Consider the following 14,173-nt stretch of genomic DNA (forward strand, 5'->3'; position numbering starts at 1 on the left):
CGCGGGGTTCAGGACTCACATAACTACGCTTCCTTACCATCCGGAAGCACAATGTTACTGGCGGCGAGCTGCCCCATGTTGGAGTACATTGCACAGGCCGCTTCAATAATCGGCATCGCCAGCGCGGCCCCACTACCTTCGCCCAAACGCATCCCCATGTTGAGGTACGGATCCAATTCAAGATGGGCCAGCGCAGTGCGAGCGCCCTTCTCAGCGGAGAAGTGTGATGGGATCAGGTAAGGTTTAATCTGCGGCGCAATCTGGCTGGCCGCCAACGCAGCAGAGTAAGAGAGAAAACCGTCCAGCACCACAGGCAGGCCACAGGAGGCCGCCCCCAGCATCACCCCCGCCATACCGACAAGATCAAACCCGCCAACCTTAGCCAGCACATCGATACCGTCATTACGATCCGGTTGGTTGACGGCAATAGCTCGCCGCACAACCTCAACTTTATTGCCTACTCGGGAAAGCGGCAGGTTAGCGCCGATACCTACCACATCCTCAGCATCGCTGCCGGTCAGCACGCTGACGATTGCTGCTGCAGGTGTCGTATTTGCCATACCAAGTTCACCAACACCAAACAGCGTTACACCGTCTTTGGCCAACTCATGAGTATAACGAATAACTTCCAGCAGCAGTTCTTCGGCCTGCGAACGGCTCATTGCCGGGCCTTGGGCAATATTGCCGCAGCCGCGCGCCACGCGCATGTTCACCACGCCAGGAATAGGTTCGGCATCAATACCGACATCAATCACATGTACCTTTGCCCCCGCTTGCGCGGCCAGCACACAAACGCCGGTTGTCCCGCGCGTCATATTCGCGGCCTGAATAGCCGTGACGATTTTAGGCGAAACAGCAACCCCTTCATCCCACACGCCGTGATCGGCACACATCACCAGCATCGCTTTGCCGTTCACATGCGGGGTGCCTTTCAGGCCAGGCATACCGGCCAGTTGCACGGCGAGCGATTCGAGCCGCCCAAGGCTTCCCGGCGGTTTAAGCAAGCCGTCGATATGCTGTTGTGCACGCCGCATCGCAGCACTATCAGGTGTTGGGATTGCGCGGAGTAAAGAGGTTAAAGTCTGCATAAGGATTCCAGTATGTTGGCTGACTCAGAGCAGAGCCAGCAGGAAAATCAACTCGCCAAGTTCAATGGCTGCGCCCAGCGTATCGCCGGTCTGCCCACCCAACGTGCGTTTTAATAACTGCCCAAGAATAAAAATCGCCACTATCGTAACAACCAGCGCTGCAACGCCGCGCATGCCGGGAAGAAGCACGGCAGCCAGGATCGCCGCGAATCCCAACGTGACGCAGGTTTGACGCCCGGTGACTTTACCAATAAAGACATTACCCAGCCCTTCTTCGCGGGCGTAACGATGTCGATACATCAGCAAAACAGCGGTACCCCGTCCGGCGACACACGCTGCAGCAAGCGCCGCCAGCATCGGTGTGCCACGCAAAGCCAGTTCGCTCACCACCAGCACTTTCGCCAGCAACACGAAAATTAACGCCAGTCCGCCGTGGGTTCCCAGACGGCTGTCACGCATGATTTCCAGCATCCGCTCACGTCGACGGGCAGAAAAAATGCCATCACAGGTATCCGCCAGCCCGTCGAGATGAAATCCCCCGGTCAATAACGCCAGGGTAAGGACGGCAAACAGAGCCGCCAATGGCACTCCGCACCAGGGCTGTAGCGCCATAAAGACCAGCCCCGTCAGGCCTCCCAGCACCACGCCAATCAAGGGGAACATCACAATACCGCGCGAATAGTGCTCGAAATCCAGTCCTTGCGACCAGCGTGCAGGAACGGGCAAGCGACTGATAAAAGAGAGCATTGCCCAGAACAACTTACTCATTTAATTTTGACTCCAATTCCTGATACCACCAGCCAGACCTCATCAGCTGCCGCCGCCAGTCGCTGGTTCACGCGTCCTGCAATATCGCGAAAATGCCGTGCCAGACGATTTTCCGGAACAATCCCCATTCCCACTTCGTTGGTGACCAGCACCACCTTTGCCGGGCAGCGCTGACAGGCAGCAATCAGCGAACGGATTTCGTCGTCGATGGACTGCTCCATCGCCGCGTAATCCCAGCTATCCGGGTCACTGTCACCGCCCAGCGCAAACAGCAGATTAGTCACCATCGTGGTAATGCACTCCAGTAGAATGGCTTCTTGCGGATCGTTCGTTGCCGTTATCAGTTCATCCAGATGTTGCCAGCGCTCGGCTGTACGCCAGTGCGCAGGGCGTCCATCGCGATGATGCTGAATTCGCGCAGCCATCTCCTCATCAAAAATCTGCGAAGTTGCGATATACAAAACGTTTGGAGAATCAGCGATCAGCGCCTCCGCATGCCGACTCTTGCCGCTTCGTGCGCCGCCCGTAACCAGAATCATCATACTGGCTCCCGGTGTTGCTGCATGATGGTATAAATTTTCTCAATATCGATGTGTTGCCGCATCGCATCCGCCAGCAGATCAAACTGCTGCGATTTATATTTCGCGTAATGGAAGGTGGAATCCAGCGGGGCTAATCCTTTACGCTCTCGCAGGCCATTCACCAGCGCACGGGTAAATTCATCGCTGTCGAACAGACCGTGAAGGTAGGTGCCGAACGCCAGACCATCCGGAGTGACCGCGCCGTCAGCCACATTGCCGCCGTCTTTTCGCAGCGTCATCACCGACCGGCATTCTTCAGTTAACGTCGTTTCGCCCATGTGGATTTCATAACCGCGAACGGATAACCCCGCCGTGCCTGCCAGCCAGTCGGGCAGCGAGGAGGACATTTGCCCTTCAACCAGGGTGGTGGTTTTATGCTGGGCAAAATGGGTTACGGTATTGAGCAAGCCCAGCCCCGGCAGCGTACCGAGTCCTGACTCCACGTCATCAATGATGGTATCGCCGAGCATTTGGTAACCGCCGCAAATCCCCACCACCGGTACGTTATTACGATGCAATTGCACGACGCCGTGCGCCATGCCGCTTTCACGCAGCCACACCAGATCGCCCAGCGTATTTTTGCTGCCGGGCAGAATCACCAGATCGGCCCCCGCCAGCTCTTCTGGCTGGCGAACATAGCGCACGCGCACATCCGGTTGTGCGGCAAGCGCATTGAAATCCGTAAAGTTAGAAATGTGCGGTATTTGAACCACCGCGATGTCGATGTCGCGTTTGTCTGTGCGCAAATATTTGCCCTTTTGCAGCGCAACGCCATCTTCATCTTCCAGATCAACATCCAGCCAGGGCATGACGCCCAGTACCGGAACGTCGGTCAGCGCTTCAATTTGCTCAATACCGGAGTGCAGCAGCGTCACATCACCGCGAAACTTATTGATGATCACCCCTTTGACCCGCGCGCGTTCGTGATCGTGCAACAGCGCCAGCGTGCCATAAATGGAGGCAAACACCCCGCCGCGATCGATATCTGCCACCAGAATGACAGGACATTGCGCCATTTCAGCCATGCCCATATTGACGATATCGCGATCGCGCAGGTTAATCTCAGCCGGACTTCCCGCGCCTTCCAGCACCAGTACATCGAACTCCTGCGCCAGGCTGTTGTAAACTGACAGGATTTGATCCCGCAGACGCGGTTTGTACTCGTGGTAACTCACCGCGTCCATATCGGTCGCCACTTTGCCCATCAGCACGACCTGCGCTTTACGATCGCTGGTTGGCTTAAGCAGCACCGGATTCATACGCACATCTGGCGTAATGCCGGCAGCCTCAGCCTGAAAGATTTGCGCGCGGCCCATCTCTTTGCCCTCTGGCGTAATACCAGAGTTCAGCGCCATATTCTGCGATTTGAACGGTGCGGTACGCAGCCCATCCTGATAAAAAATTCGACACAGCCCGGCGACCAACACGCTCTTACCCACATCAGATGCCGTTCCCTGCAACATTATTGCCTGCGTCATGACGCCTCCTTCAGTGCGTTCTCTCGCATACAACTAAAAAATTCAGCCTCTGTTTTACACAGCGGGAAGCCCAGCTCAGTATGCAGCTTCACCAGCCAGGGCTGAGTTAGTCCCGCTTGTTCAATCAGTTCCGTCTGGGCGAAAACGTCACCCGGCGTGCCATGCGTTAGCACTTCGCCCCGGCGCAAAACGTAAACTGCATCGCTGACCTCATAGATAAGATCGATATCATGGCTGGAGATAACCACGTGATTTCCTTGCGCTACGATGCGTTTGATTATCTCAATCATCTGCGTGCGACCTGAAGGGTCAAGGCCTGCAGTAGGTTCATCCAATAGCAAATACTGCGCCTGCAACACCAATGCCCCTGCAATCGCCACACGTTTTTTTTGCCCGTGGCTTAAACACTGAATAGGCTGATGGCGGAAATGCTGGGCGTCGACCAGCGTGAGCGCATCGTCCACCCGACGGGAGATTTCAGCCTCATCCACGCCAAGGTTGCGCAGGCTGAAGGCAATGTCGCTGTCGATATCGGTATAAAAGATTTGCTGATCGGGGTCCTGAAAGACGGTTGCCACCTGCTGACGCAGCGCCAGCAGGCCGCGCTTGCTGTAATCCAGCGGTTTGCCTTGCCACATCACAGTGCCTTGCTGCGGGCGCAGTAAGCCACTCAGGTTCATAAACAGCGTAGATTTCCCGCAGCCATTGGCACCGACCAGCCCGGTGACGGCATGCGTAGAAAAGTCCAGCGTTAGCCCTTTGAGGATGGGGTCATCCTGATAGCGAAACCAAAGCGCTGAGGTGGCAAGCATACTTATCCTTACAGGTGAAAATCACCCTGATACAGTTTGATATCCAGTGTGGTGGTCATTTGCTGGTAGCGGATCAACACGCGGGTAAACAGCAATCCCACCAACATCGCCAGCGAGCGATAGCCCAACGGCAAGCTACGATAACCAAAACGCAGCGTTTGTGCGCGATGTATAGCCAGCGCCTCGTCTAACAGGATAAAAATAAAGCGCCAGGTTAACAGGATCTGCTCAGTCAACAGGCGAGGAACGCGCCCGCGTTTAAGTAAGATAATTAATTGCGGAAACGGTAGATTCAGTACCAGCCAGAACGTTGCCGCCAGCGCAGCCAGGCTGCGCCAGAAGGTTTCATTGGCGGTGACCAGCCCTGGCCCACTCACGCCTAACCAATAGCTTCCTACAGGGATGCTGGCCAGCAGCGTCTGTGGATCGCGGCTAAAACTAAACAGAATAGTCACCACGCCAACTGTCAGAAAACCAAATGGCAAAGCCATCCAGCGACACCAGCGCCAGAAGGAAATGCGCAGCAGCCAGCAGCTCAGCGCGGCAATCAATAATAGCTCAATACCCTGCCCCAACGGGGGCAGAGTAAATGCCAGAATCATCATCATCAGCCAGAGCAGAAATTTCCGCACCGGTGAGACATGAAACCAGCGGCTTTGATAGCTAAGCCTGTCAAGCCCGGTCATCACGACGTTGCCTGCCCTTGGTATAACCCAGAATGTAGAAAATCACGGCTGCGCCCAGCGATCCCTGAAGCGTAAACAACAGGCTTTCAATCTCGCCGCTAGCGGGTTCATACAACGGCTGGAACCACGGTTCATAATGGGGAGCAATTGCCTGAATCTGACTCTCCGCCTCACCGTCTGAACCGCCGTACTCTCCACCGTGGTTGATAAAGAACGGCAGGATCACCAGCGCGACAACCATCACTAACAAAATCAGCGTCTTTTTCATCGTTAATGTCCTTGAGCGGTAATCAACTGCCGTTTGGTTAACTGGTCATAAATCATTACGGTGAGCAGACCTTCCGCAATCGCAATAGGGATCTGCGTCAGGCAGAAAATTCCCATGAACTTGATGATTGAGCCGGTAGCGCCAGCGGACGGATCCGGGAACGCAACGCCCAGTTGCACCGAGGTCACGAAATAAGTGACGAGATCCGCCAGCATCGCGCAGAGGAAGACGCAGACATCACGACGTAGCCCCGCACGGCAGGCCATTTTCCACACCATGTAGCCCACTACCGGGCCGATCACCGCCATCGACATACCGTTAGCGCCGAGCGTCGTCAAACCACCGTGTGCCAGCAGCAGTGCCTGGAACAGCAGAACAATTGCCCCAAGGATTGCCACCACGCCCGGTCCAAACAGGATAACCGCCAGACCTACGCCGGTAGGGTGTGAACAACTTCCGGTAACGGAAGGAATTTTCAGCGCCGACAGCACAAAAATAAACGCGCCGCACAAAGCCAGTAACACTTTTTGGTGACTATCTTCCTGTACGATTTGGCGCAGACGCACCAGCCCGTACCACAGACAGGGCAAAAATAGCAGCCACCAGGCCAGCGCCCACATCGGCGGCAAGAAACCTTCCATTATGTGCATGGCGAACGCTTGTTCAGGAACAATCATCAGTAATAGCGCCGCAGCCAACCCGCTGAAAGACAGCTGTTTTAGCTGTTGTTCAAGCTTCATTGTGCATACTCCCACTGTTTATTGACCAGAATGGTCGAGAAATAAGGCAGCGGCTGATCGTCGCTCACCTCATCGAGATGACGCCAGCACTGCTCACCCGGCAGCGTGGCTTCAGACATCATCAATGCGCAATCTAACAATCCCTCTTGTCGCAGCAGTGCTTTGATGCGCGCAAAACGACCGTATACTTTCATCAGCACCAGACTTTCATGTTGCTTTAATGCCTGCTGGATTTCCGCTTCCGGCGCGGTACAGGAGACCACTGCCAGAGACTGTTGCTCCATGGCGAGCGGCGTTTTGGAACGCGCGGCAATCGCGGCGAAAGAGGTCACGCCCGGGACAATTTCTAACCAATCAGGACAGCCTATACGCTGGAGTAAAAAGACCCAGGTGCTGAACAGCATGGCGTCGCCGAGAGTGATAAAGCCCACCTGCTTACCGGCTTCAACTTCCTGTACTAACGCGGCAGCAACGTCATCCCATACGGCCTCTTTTTCAGCGCTGTCGGCACTCATAGGAAAATGGCAGCAGCGAACTTCGGTCTGCTCGCCGATATATTCCCGCACGATCGACAACGCCAGGCTGTCGCCACCTTTACGCCCGGCAGGCGCATAGAGAATGTCCAACGTGCCCAGCGTGCGTGCGGCCCGCACGGTAATAAGATCGGAAGCACCTGGCCCGGTGCTTAATGCGTACAGTTTTCCGCTCATGCCGCTTCCTCCAGCGCAACATTAAGCGCCTGCTGTAAATGCGCCACAAACATAGCGCGAACCGCTGGATTCTCACCCAGGCCACTGAGCCACGGCGTTGCCGGTATCCCGGCCGCGTTAAACAATGTTTTCCACGAATCATCTTCGTCGGAGGCCATATCATTGATGGCATGATCGCCAGCAACTAGCATCAGCGGCATCAGATGTACCGCCGTCACTCCTTCCTGGGACAAACTTTCAATCAGCACATCGACTTCCGGATAGCTTTCCACCGCCCCAACCCGCGCCGGGTAACGCTGCGCCGTCATCATGTGATCGAGGCAGGCATAGGCGGCAAAGGCATGATGGCTGGCGCCGTGTCCCATAAAGACCACTTTTTCATTTTCGCCAAGCGCCGGCATTTGCTGTTGCAGCGCCAGCATCAGCTGGGCGTAATCTTCATGGCTGCTCAGCAGCGGTACACCCAGCGTCAGGCGAGAAAAAAGCGGGCGCATACTTTGCACTTCGCGGACAATTTTTTCGTATTCGTCGCCGTTGATAATATGCAACGACTGAATAGCCACATCCTGATATCCCTGCTCCGCCAGTTTTTGCAGCGCCTGCAGCGGCGTGTCGATTTCAATGCCGTCACGCTGCTTGAGCTTGCGGATTATCATCCCGGAGGTAAACGCCCGGAACAGGTCGCGGTCAGGGCAACTGGCTGCGAGATCGCGCTCACAGGCCACAATATTTTTCTCACAGGTGTCGTGGTAGCTGGTGCCAAAGCTGACCACCAGAAGCGCCTTTTTCATCTCTAACTCCTTAAGCAGCGGCCAGCCAGCGCGTTAAACGCGCCCCAAAGGCGGCCTGACTTTCCAGTAACTCATCTCCCGTCACCAACGGTGCCGGACGTGTAATCACGATGCAGGGGATACCGGCATCCAGACAGGGTTGAACTTTTTCCTGATAACCACCTTCCGCGCCTGATGCTTTGGTGATCACCACATCAGCCTGACACTGGCGATAAAACGCAGCGTTGAACTCGGCGCTAAACGGCCCGCACAATGCGAATATTTCACCGACGCCAAACCCAAGATCCGCGCATTGCTGAATGACTTCAGGTACAGGCAGCACGCGCGCCAGCAGCGTTTTTTCAGGCAACCCTTCGCGCCAAATAGCCAGATCTTTACTGCCGGTCGTCAGCAGCACGCGATCGCCGAAGCGTCGAGCCACCTCGCACGCTTGCTGAATACTCTGTACGGTATACAACTGCGGGTGGGTTAAACCGCGCAACTGCTCAGGACGCTGATAGCGGCTCAGCAATACGCCCGCGGCTTCGCAAGCGCTCATGATGTTGCGGCTCACCACCTCGGCATACGGATGCGAGGCGTCGATCACCCAGCGCGTCTGATTTTCCTGCAGCCAGGCAATCATTTGTTCACGTTCCAGACGTCCGCAGCGCACCTGGCCTTTAATATCTCCCGCCAGCTGTTTCCCCGTTGGGGTTGCAACCGACAGGGTGTAAGCCACGTTTGCCGCATCCAGTTGCTGGCACAGCATGCGCGCATCGCTGGTACCGCCCATGACCAGCACATCACCATAATTCACAGCACATAACCTCGTGGCGTGATCATCAGGCCGTCCTGAACATAGGTGGTTTTGTTGCCAACGATCACAAGACTGGTCATATCAACCGGTTCAAAGTCCATTTCGCCAAGAGTGGTCAGCCATTTTTCCTGCTTTTTACGTCCGGCTGACTTCACAATACCGACCGGCGTTTGCGCGCTTTTGCTGGCAGACAGCAGTTCAAATGCACGCGCCAGATGACCTTCGCGTCCCCGACTGCGCGGGTTGTAGAAACAGATAACAAAATCTGCTTCGCCGGCGGCAACGATACGTTTTTCGATGACCGGCCACGGCGTTAACAGATCGCTTAAGCTGATGTGGCAAAAGTCGTGCATCAGCGGCGCGCCCAGCAAAGAGGCGGCGGCAATACTGGCGGTCATGCCAGGGATTAACCTGACCTCAACGTCCAGCTTTTGCTTGCTGACCAGTTCGAGCACCAGCCCAGCCATACCGTAAATCCCCGCGTCTCCGCTGCTGATCAGCGCCACATTGTGACCCGCCTGCGCCAGCTCGATAGCCGCCTGGCAGCGTTCAATCTCTTTGCACATCCCGGTTTTGATCACCTGCTTGTCGCCAGTGAACGCTTTTACCAGATGGGTGTAGGTTTTATAGCCAACGATGATTTCCGCTGCCTGCAATGCTTCAACGGCTTCCATGGTCATCATTGCCTGCGAGCCAGGGCCAATTCCAATTACGCTTAACATCAGTGTGAAACTCCCAAAGTGATAGTGACGCCCTGTTCTCGCAGGGTCTCGCCTAACAGTTTTCCGTGGCTCAACAGCCAGGCTGCAGGACCAGAAACGCTTCCTGTACCCACCGTTTTGCGCACAAACGATGAGGCCGGAAAACGGTGCTCATGCTCACGCAGGGCGTCAGCAGTAAAGGTTTCGAAAGGAACGCGACAGCACGAAGCCAGCTGGATAAGTCCCTGTTCATCTTTTTTCAGCGTGATACTGCCAATCGCTTTTAGCGCCAGCGGGTCGAGCTGCTGGGCTTCAAGTTGGCGGGCTAGCAGCGCGGCCAGCAGCGGGAACGGCGTGTCACGACGACAACCAATTCCGGCCACCACACGCTGCGGCACCAGCTTCCAGTGCGGAACAGGCAGATCGGGTAAATTGGTGCGTAAGGTGATACACACCAGCGCATCCAGTTCAGGTAGCTGGTTGAGATCGGTGACCGTGATAAAACCGCGCCGGTCGCAATGGCTGACATCCTGCGTCAGTTCGTCATCCCACCACAGTCCAACTCGCTTATTGCTGACCAGCATCTGATTAACGATCTTGACCGCCGAACGGAAATCACTCATCCGGGCATTCAGTTGAAATGCCAGCGTATCCAGTGCCGCCATATCGTTCACATCCGTCGCCGTAGTGATAACCGGGTCTGCGCCCAACATGCCCGCCAGATAACGCGCCAGCGCATTCGCGCCCCCTGCGTGACCGGAGAGCAGGCTGATGACATGCTGGGCACGTTCATCAATGACCACCACAGCCGGATCGCAAAATTTGTCGTTGACCAGTGGGGCCAACACGCGGACCGCAATGCCGGTCGCCCCGATAAAAATCAGCGCCGAGTAATTCGCAAACGCTTCGCGGGCGGTATTCGCAAAGCCGTTTTCGAAAGGAACAAACCCCTCTTCCAGCAGCTTTTCACTGGTAAAACAGGTGACCGGCAGCATGGCCGCCAGACGTTTCGCCAGCACAACGCCGCCGGGGGTCAGGCAAAAAAGCGCAATAGATTCAGGCTTTACGGTATTCATGGCTAAAGTCCGCCGCATAGAGTTTGGAGTAGTGATACTCCGAGCCCAGGAAATTACCGACCAGAATAAGGGCCGTTTTACGGATGCCCGCATCGCGAACCTTGTCGCCAATATCCGCCAGGGTACCGCGCACGGTCTGGCTTTCTGGCCAGGTGGCCTTGTAGATCACCGCCACTGCCGTGGTCGCCGGATAACCGCCTTCAATCAAACGCTCCGCTACCCGATGAATACGCTGGACGGACAGATAAATCGCCATAGATGTCTGGTGACTGGCAAAAGACTCCAACTGTTCACGTTCCGGTACCGGCGTGCGTCCTTCAAGGCGAGTAATGATCAGGCTCTGCGAAACCTCAGGCACGGTATACTCAACGCCCAGCTCCGCCGCCGCGCCAAGGAATGCGCTAACGCCAGGCACCACCTGCCAGTCGATCCCGCGTTTGGTCAACTCCTCGCCCTGCTCGCGCACGGAACCGTACAGCGAAACATCGCCGGTTTGCAGGCGGACAACGGTCTTACCCGCTTTCACTCCGGCTTCCATCAGGTCGAGGATCTGTTCCAGATGCAGTTCAGCGCTGTCGTGACATTCAGCGCCGGCAGGGCAATATTCCAGTAGTTCCGTGTTAATCAGCGATCCGGCGTAGATAACAACCTGCGCCTGCTGTAGCAACCGGTAACCTTTGAGGGTAATCAGCTCGCGATCGCCAGGACCTGCGCCAACAAACCACACGCTACGGGGATCAAAAATCTCAGACATGGTTTCCTTCCTTCTGACAGGCGATAACAAATACGGGGTTATTCGGTTTGAAATAGTGACCACTGCCAAGCGTGGCAAGCGAGGAAACCTGTAACTGCAGGCAATCCACTCCCTGTACGCCAAGATGGTCCAGATGCGCCAGCGCGGTGTTGAGGTTTTCCTGGAGGATGAACGTCATCACCAGCCGCCCGGCGGGATGTAATTGACGCATTGACCAGTCAATCAGTTCGGTCAAATGGCCGCCGCTGCCGCCCATAAAAATGGCATCGGCTTTTTCCGCGATGGTCATTGGCGCAACGCCAGGAAAAATGTCGATGTTTGCACAGGCAAAATGCTGGCGGTTTTCATCCAGCAATCTGAGCGCCGCCGGGTTACGCTCGATTGCCGTCACGCGCAATCCAGGGTATTGCAGCGCAGCTTCTATCGACACGCTGCCGGTTCCGGCACCAATATCAATCAGGTGACTGGCGCGGTGTAATTCAAGTTTTGAGAGGGCAAGTGCGCGTACCGCTTCTTTGGTCATCGGCACTTTCTCTCCACGTAGAAACAGCTCATCTTTCATCGAGGATCACCACTGCATTCATGTCATAGTCGGCGTTAACTTCACTCACAGGCAGGAAATGGATCCGTTCGTTTTCCATCGCCAGGTTTTCGCCAATCACCATCCAGCGATGTCCCTTGCCTCGTGCGATAAGCTGTTGTGCAATTTCCCGTGGGCCGCACAGCGTATCTGTCACCATCGCCACCTTGTTATGTCGCGCCAGTTCATCAAAACAGACGCTACGACCATGGCTACTGGTCAGCCACATATCGTTCATATCAATGCCGGACTGAGCGCACAGGTACTGCACCGCGCTAATGCCGGGAATAATGCGTACATTTTCAATACCGAAATGGCCCACCATGCGCGTCCCGATGCCGTAAAACAGCGGATCGCCAGACGCCAGCACCACAATGTGTTGTTCCTGGTGCGCGCTGATCCAATTCAGGAGTTCCGTGATATTGGCGCCAAGAGCAAACTGTTCACCGGTAAAATCCGGGAATTGCTGCAAATGCCGCTTTCCACCGACCAGAACATCAGCCTCTGCGACCGCTTCACGCGCCGCAGGCGTCATTAAATGCAAACCGGCGGGCCCCATCCCTACAACGGTTAACATTGCATCTCCTCAGCAATTTCTGCGACCGGGCGATTACTGCCAAGCACCTGATTATCAAAAGAAAACATGATGGCGTCGCAGGTCGGGGGATTTTTGGTAAAGCGCAGCGTTTGCAGGACGCGCATACAGATGCGCTTAGCCAGATGGTTATAAATGTGCTGAAAACCGTATGCTTCGATGTGTTCCATCGCCGCCTCGGTGGTATCGCAGTCGCTGACCAGCGTCAGCAGTTCCAGCGGCGCGCCAAGTAATGCGAGGTGGGCCACCAGTGTTTCCATGCGGGCATCGGCAATATGGCTGTGGGTATGGAAGATCCCCGCCGCAATTTTGACGAGCTTGCCTGGGTGTCCCACCAGTACGATTTGCCGGAATCCAAGACGTACGGCTTCTTCAATCATATAGCCGACAAAGTTGCTCATGGTGACCACCACCTGAGTGTCGATCCCCATCTGTTCGCGCACAAAACGCTCGCCGTGGTTTCCAGGCACCAGTACGACACGCTCCAGCCCCGCCGCTCGCTTAATTTCCAGCTCCAGCGACAGTGAACGTTTCCAGCTCTCTTCCGACATCGGCGTGACGATCCCCGTAGTGCCGATAATCGAAATGCCGCCCAGAATACCAAGGCGGGAGTTGTAGGTTTTTTGCGCCCGCTCTTCACCTTCCGGCGCGAAGATTTCAATCTGCGCTCCACGATTCGGCCCAATCGCCTCACGTACCGCAGACTCAATGGTCTGGCGAGGTGTGCGGTTAATCGCCGAACTCCCCACCGGCAGGCCAATCCCTTTGCGGGTTACCGTGCCAACGCCTTCCCCGCCCTGAAGGGTTATCTCTTTACTATCGTTTAACGTCACGCGGGCAAAAATCAGCATGCCGTGGGTGGCGTCCACATCATCGCCACCGTCTTTGCGGATGGCCGCTATCGCCTGCTGTCCTTCGATATGCGGCGACTCCACGTTCAGGCACAGCGTCACACCGGAAGGCGTGACAATGGAAACCTGATGGATCAGGTGTTGGCGCAGTACCATCAGCGCTGCCACTTTTGCAGCCGCCGTCGCGCACGATCCCGTGGTATATCCTTTACGCAACGCTTTACCGTTGTGCCAAACCGGCGTATCGAAGGCCTCGCTCATCGCGCCCCCTGCATGTGATAAAGCATGGCGTTGACGATAGCGGCAGCGACATTACTTCCCCCTTTGCGACCTAGCGCTGCAATGGCGGGCAAATTGCTTTGGGTCAGGGCATCTTTCGACTCTTCTGCGCCAACGAACCCGACCGGTACACCAACCACACCGCTGACGGCTACATCATGCTCTAGCAGGCGAAACAGCGCTGTCGGCGCGTTGCCAAAGACAAACAGCTTTTCCCCTTCTTCCTTCACCGCAATGTCGACGGCCGCCATGGACCGGGTAATACCCTGCTCTTTTGCCGTACGTACGACGCGCGGGTCGCTGATGTAGCAGCGGCATTCACCGCCGAATTTTGCCAACAGCGTTTTATTGATCCCGGAAAGCGCCATCGTGGTGTCGGTATAAATCACGCTCGAACGGCTAAGCGCCGCACAAAACTGCTCCAGCACATCACTGGAAAACCACAGAATGTCCAGCCAGTCGAAATCCGCCGTCGTGTGAATGACCCGCTTGATAATGGCTTCATGTAACGGACTGGCAAACTGATAGTCCGGGCGGGTTTCACGGATGATCTCGCCAATAATGTCGAAACTTTTGGCCTCAATCGCCTGGGGTTGCTGGATATATTGCATTGTGTTGT

At 55.7% G+C, this 14,173-nt stretch carries 18 protein-coding genes; all 18 read right to left on the reverse strand.

What is annotated here, in order from left to right; translation table 11 throughout:
• Positions 1 to 23: 23 nt before the first annotated feature.
• The 18 genes from cobT to OGV94_RS07790 are packed head-to-tail and all read right to left on the reverse strand — an operon-like array spanning position 24 to position 14,165.
• Positions 24 to 1,088 (reverse strand): nicotinate-nucleotide--dimethylbenzimidazole phosphoribosyltransferase, encoded by a 1,065-nt coding sequence (cobT, locus tag OGV94_RS07705; RefSeq protein ID WP_043016802.1) that lies wholly within the window; start codon positions 1,086 to 1,088, stop codon positions 24 to 26.
• Between the two features lie 24 nt (positions 1,089 to 1,112).
• Complete coding sequence (gene cobS, locus OGV94_RS07710; protein WP_019077089.1) at positions 1,113 to 1,856, reverse strand: adenosylcobinamide-GDP ribazoletransferase; 744 nt, start codon at positions 1,854 to 1,856, stop codon at positions 1,113 to 1,115.
• A complete protein-coding gene (gene cobU / locus OGV94_RS07715; RefSeq protein WP_043016804.1) occupies positions 1,853 to 2,398 on the reverse strand; it encodes a bifunctional adenosylcobinamide kinase/adenosylcobinamide-phosphate guanylyltransferase in 546 nt (181 codons plus the stop codon). Before cobU ends, cobS begins: the two co-directional genes overlap by 4 nt.
• A complete protein-coding gene (locus OGV94_RS07720) occupies positions 2,395 to 3,915 on the reverse strand; it encodes a cobyric acid synthase (RefSeq protein ID WP_286523003.1) in 1,521 nt (506 codons plus the stop codon). Before OGV94_RS07720 ends, cobU begins: the two co-directional genes overlap by 4 nt.
• Positions 3,912 to 4,727: an energy-coupling factor ABC transporter ATP-binding protein gene (locus OGV94_RS07725; protein ID WP_043016806.1), complete on the reverse strand. Its 816-nt coding sequence runs from the start codon at positions 4,725 to 4,727 to the stop codon at positions 3,912 to 3,914. Before OGV94_RS07725 ends, OGV94_RS07720 begins: the two co-directional genes overlap by 4 nt.
• 8 nt (positions 4,728 to 4,735) lie before the next feature.
• Positions 4,736 to 5,413, reverse strand: coding sequence for an energy-coupling factor ABC transporter transmembrane protein (locus OGV94_RS07730; RefSeq protein WP_043016807.1), 678 nt, complete (start codon positions 5,411 to 5,413; stop codon positions 4,736 to 4,738).
• A complete protein-coding gene (locus OGV94_RS07735) occupies positions 5,400 to 5,681 on the reverse strand; it encodes an energy-coupling factor ABC transporter substrate-binding protein (protein ID WP_043016808.1) in 282 nt (93 codons plus the stop codon). The genes OGV94_RS07730 and OGV94_RS07735 overlap by 14 nt, the downstream gene beginning before the upstream one ends.
• A gap of 2 nt (positions 5,682 to 5,683) precedes the next feature.
• Positions 5,684 to 6,421 carry a cobalt ECF transporter S component CbiM gene (gene cbiM, locus OGV94_RS07740; protein ID WP_043016809.1) on the reverse strand — a complete coding sequence of 246 codons (738 nt, stop codon included), beginning with the start codon at positions 6,419 to 6,421 and terminating at the stop codon, positions 5,684 to 5,686.
• The gene (locus tag OGV94_RS07745) at positions 6,418 to 7,131 is read right to left on the reverse strand and encodes a cobalt-factor II C(20)-methyltransferase (protein ID WP_080624987.1); all 714 of its coding nucleotides are present in this window, start codon (positions 7,129 to 7,131) and stop codon (positions 6,418 to 6,420) included. Before OGV94_RS07745 ends, cbiM begins: the two co-directional genes overlap by 4 nt.
• On the reverse strand, positions 7,128 to 7,922 hold the full coding sequence (gene cbiK / locus OGV94_RS07750) for a sirohydrochlorin cobaltochelatase (RefSeq protein WP_043016811.1): 795 nt from the start codon (positions 7,920 to 7,922) through the stop codon (positions 7,128 to 7,130). The genes OGV94_RS07745 and cbiK overlap by 4 nt, the downstream gene beginning before the upstream one ends.
• 10 nt (positions 7,923 to 7,932) lie before the next feature.
• Complete coding sequence (locus OGV94_RS07755; protein WP_047410264.1) at positions 7,933 to 8,718, reverse strand: cobalt-precorrin-6A reductase; 786 nt, start codon at positions 8,716 to 8,718, stop codon at positions 7,933 to 7,935.
• On the reverse strand, positions 8,715 to 9,440 hold the full coding sequence (locus OGV94_RS07760; RefSeq protein ID WP_003030278.1) for a precorrin-3B C(17)-methyltransferase: 726 nt from the start codon (positions 9,438 to 9,440) through the stop codon (positions 8,715 to 8,717). The genes OGV94_RS07755 and OGV94_RS07760 overlap by 4 nt, the downstream gene beginning before the upstream one ends.
• Complete coding sequence (gene cbiG, locus OGV94_RS07765; protein ID WP_043016813.1) at positions 9,440 to 10,495, reverse strand: cobalt-precorrin 5A hydrolase; 1,056 nt, start codon at positions 10,493 to 10,495, stop codon at positions 9,440 to 9,442. Before cbiG ends, OGV94_RS07760 begins: the two co-directional genes overlap by 1 nt.
• Positions 10,476 to 11,249 (reverse strand): cobalt-precorrin-4 methyltransferase, encoded by a 774-nt coding sequence (locus tag OGV94_RS07770; protein ID WP_043016814.1) that lies wholly within the window; start codon positions 11,247 to 11,249, stop codon positions 10,476 to 10,478. Before OGV94_RS07770 ends, cbiG begins: the two co-directional genes overlap by 20 nt.
• Complete coding sequence (locus tag OGV94_RS07775; RefSeq protein WP_043016815.1) at positions 11,242 to 11,811, reverse strand: decarboxylating cobalt-precorrin-6B (C(15))-methyltransferase; 570 nt, start codon at positions 11,809 to 11,811, stop codon at positions 11,242 to 11,244. The genes OGV94_RS07770 and OGV94_RS07775 overlap by 8 nt, the downstream gene beginning before the upstream one ends.
• A complete protein-coding gene (locus tag OGV94_RS07780) occupies positions 11,801 to 12,406 on the reverse strand; it encodes a cobalt-precorrin-7 (C(5))-methyltransferase (protein WP_181231299.1) in 606 nt (201 codons plus the stop codon). The genes OGV94_RS07775 and OGV94_RS07780 overlap by 11 nt, the downstream gene beginning before the upstream one ends.
• Complete coding sequence (cbiD, locus tag OGV94_RS07785) at positions 12,400 to 13,536, reverse strand: cobalt-precorrin-5B (C(1))-methyltransferase CbiD (protein ID WP_043016817.1); 1,137 nt, start codon at positions 13,534 to 13,536, stop codon at positions 12,400 to 12,402. The genes OGV94_RS07780 and cbiD overlap by 7 nt, the downstream gene beginning before the upstream one ends.
• A complete protein-coding gene (locus OGV94_RS07790; RefSeq protein WP_008785140.1) occupies positions 13,533 to 14,165 on the reverse strand; it encodes a cobalt-precorrin-8 methylmutase in 633 nt (210 codons plus the stop codon). The genes cbiD and OGV94_RS07790 overlap by 4 nt, the downstream gene beginning before the upstream one ends.
• Positions 14,166 to 14,173: the final 8 nt, after the last annotated feature.

Origin of the sequence: Citrobacter sp. Ce006, assembly GCF_030336535.1 — a bacterium.
GTDB lineage: Bacteria > Pseudomonadota > Gammaproteobacteria > Enterobacterales > Enterobacteriaceae > Citrobacter > Citrobacter europaeus.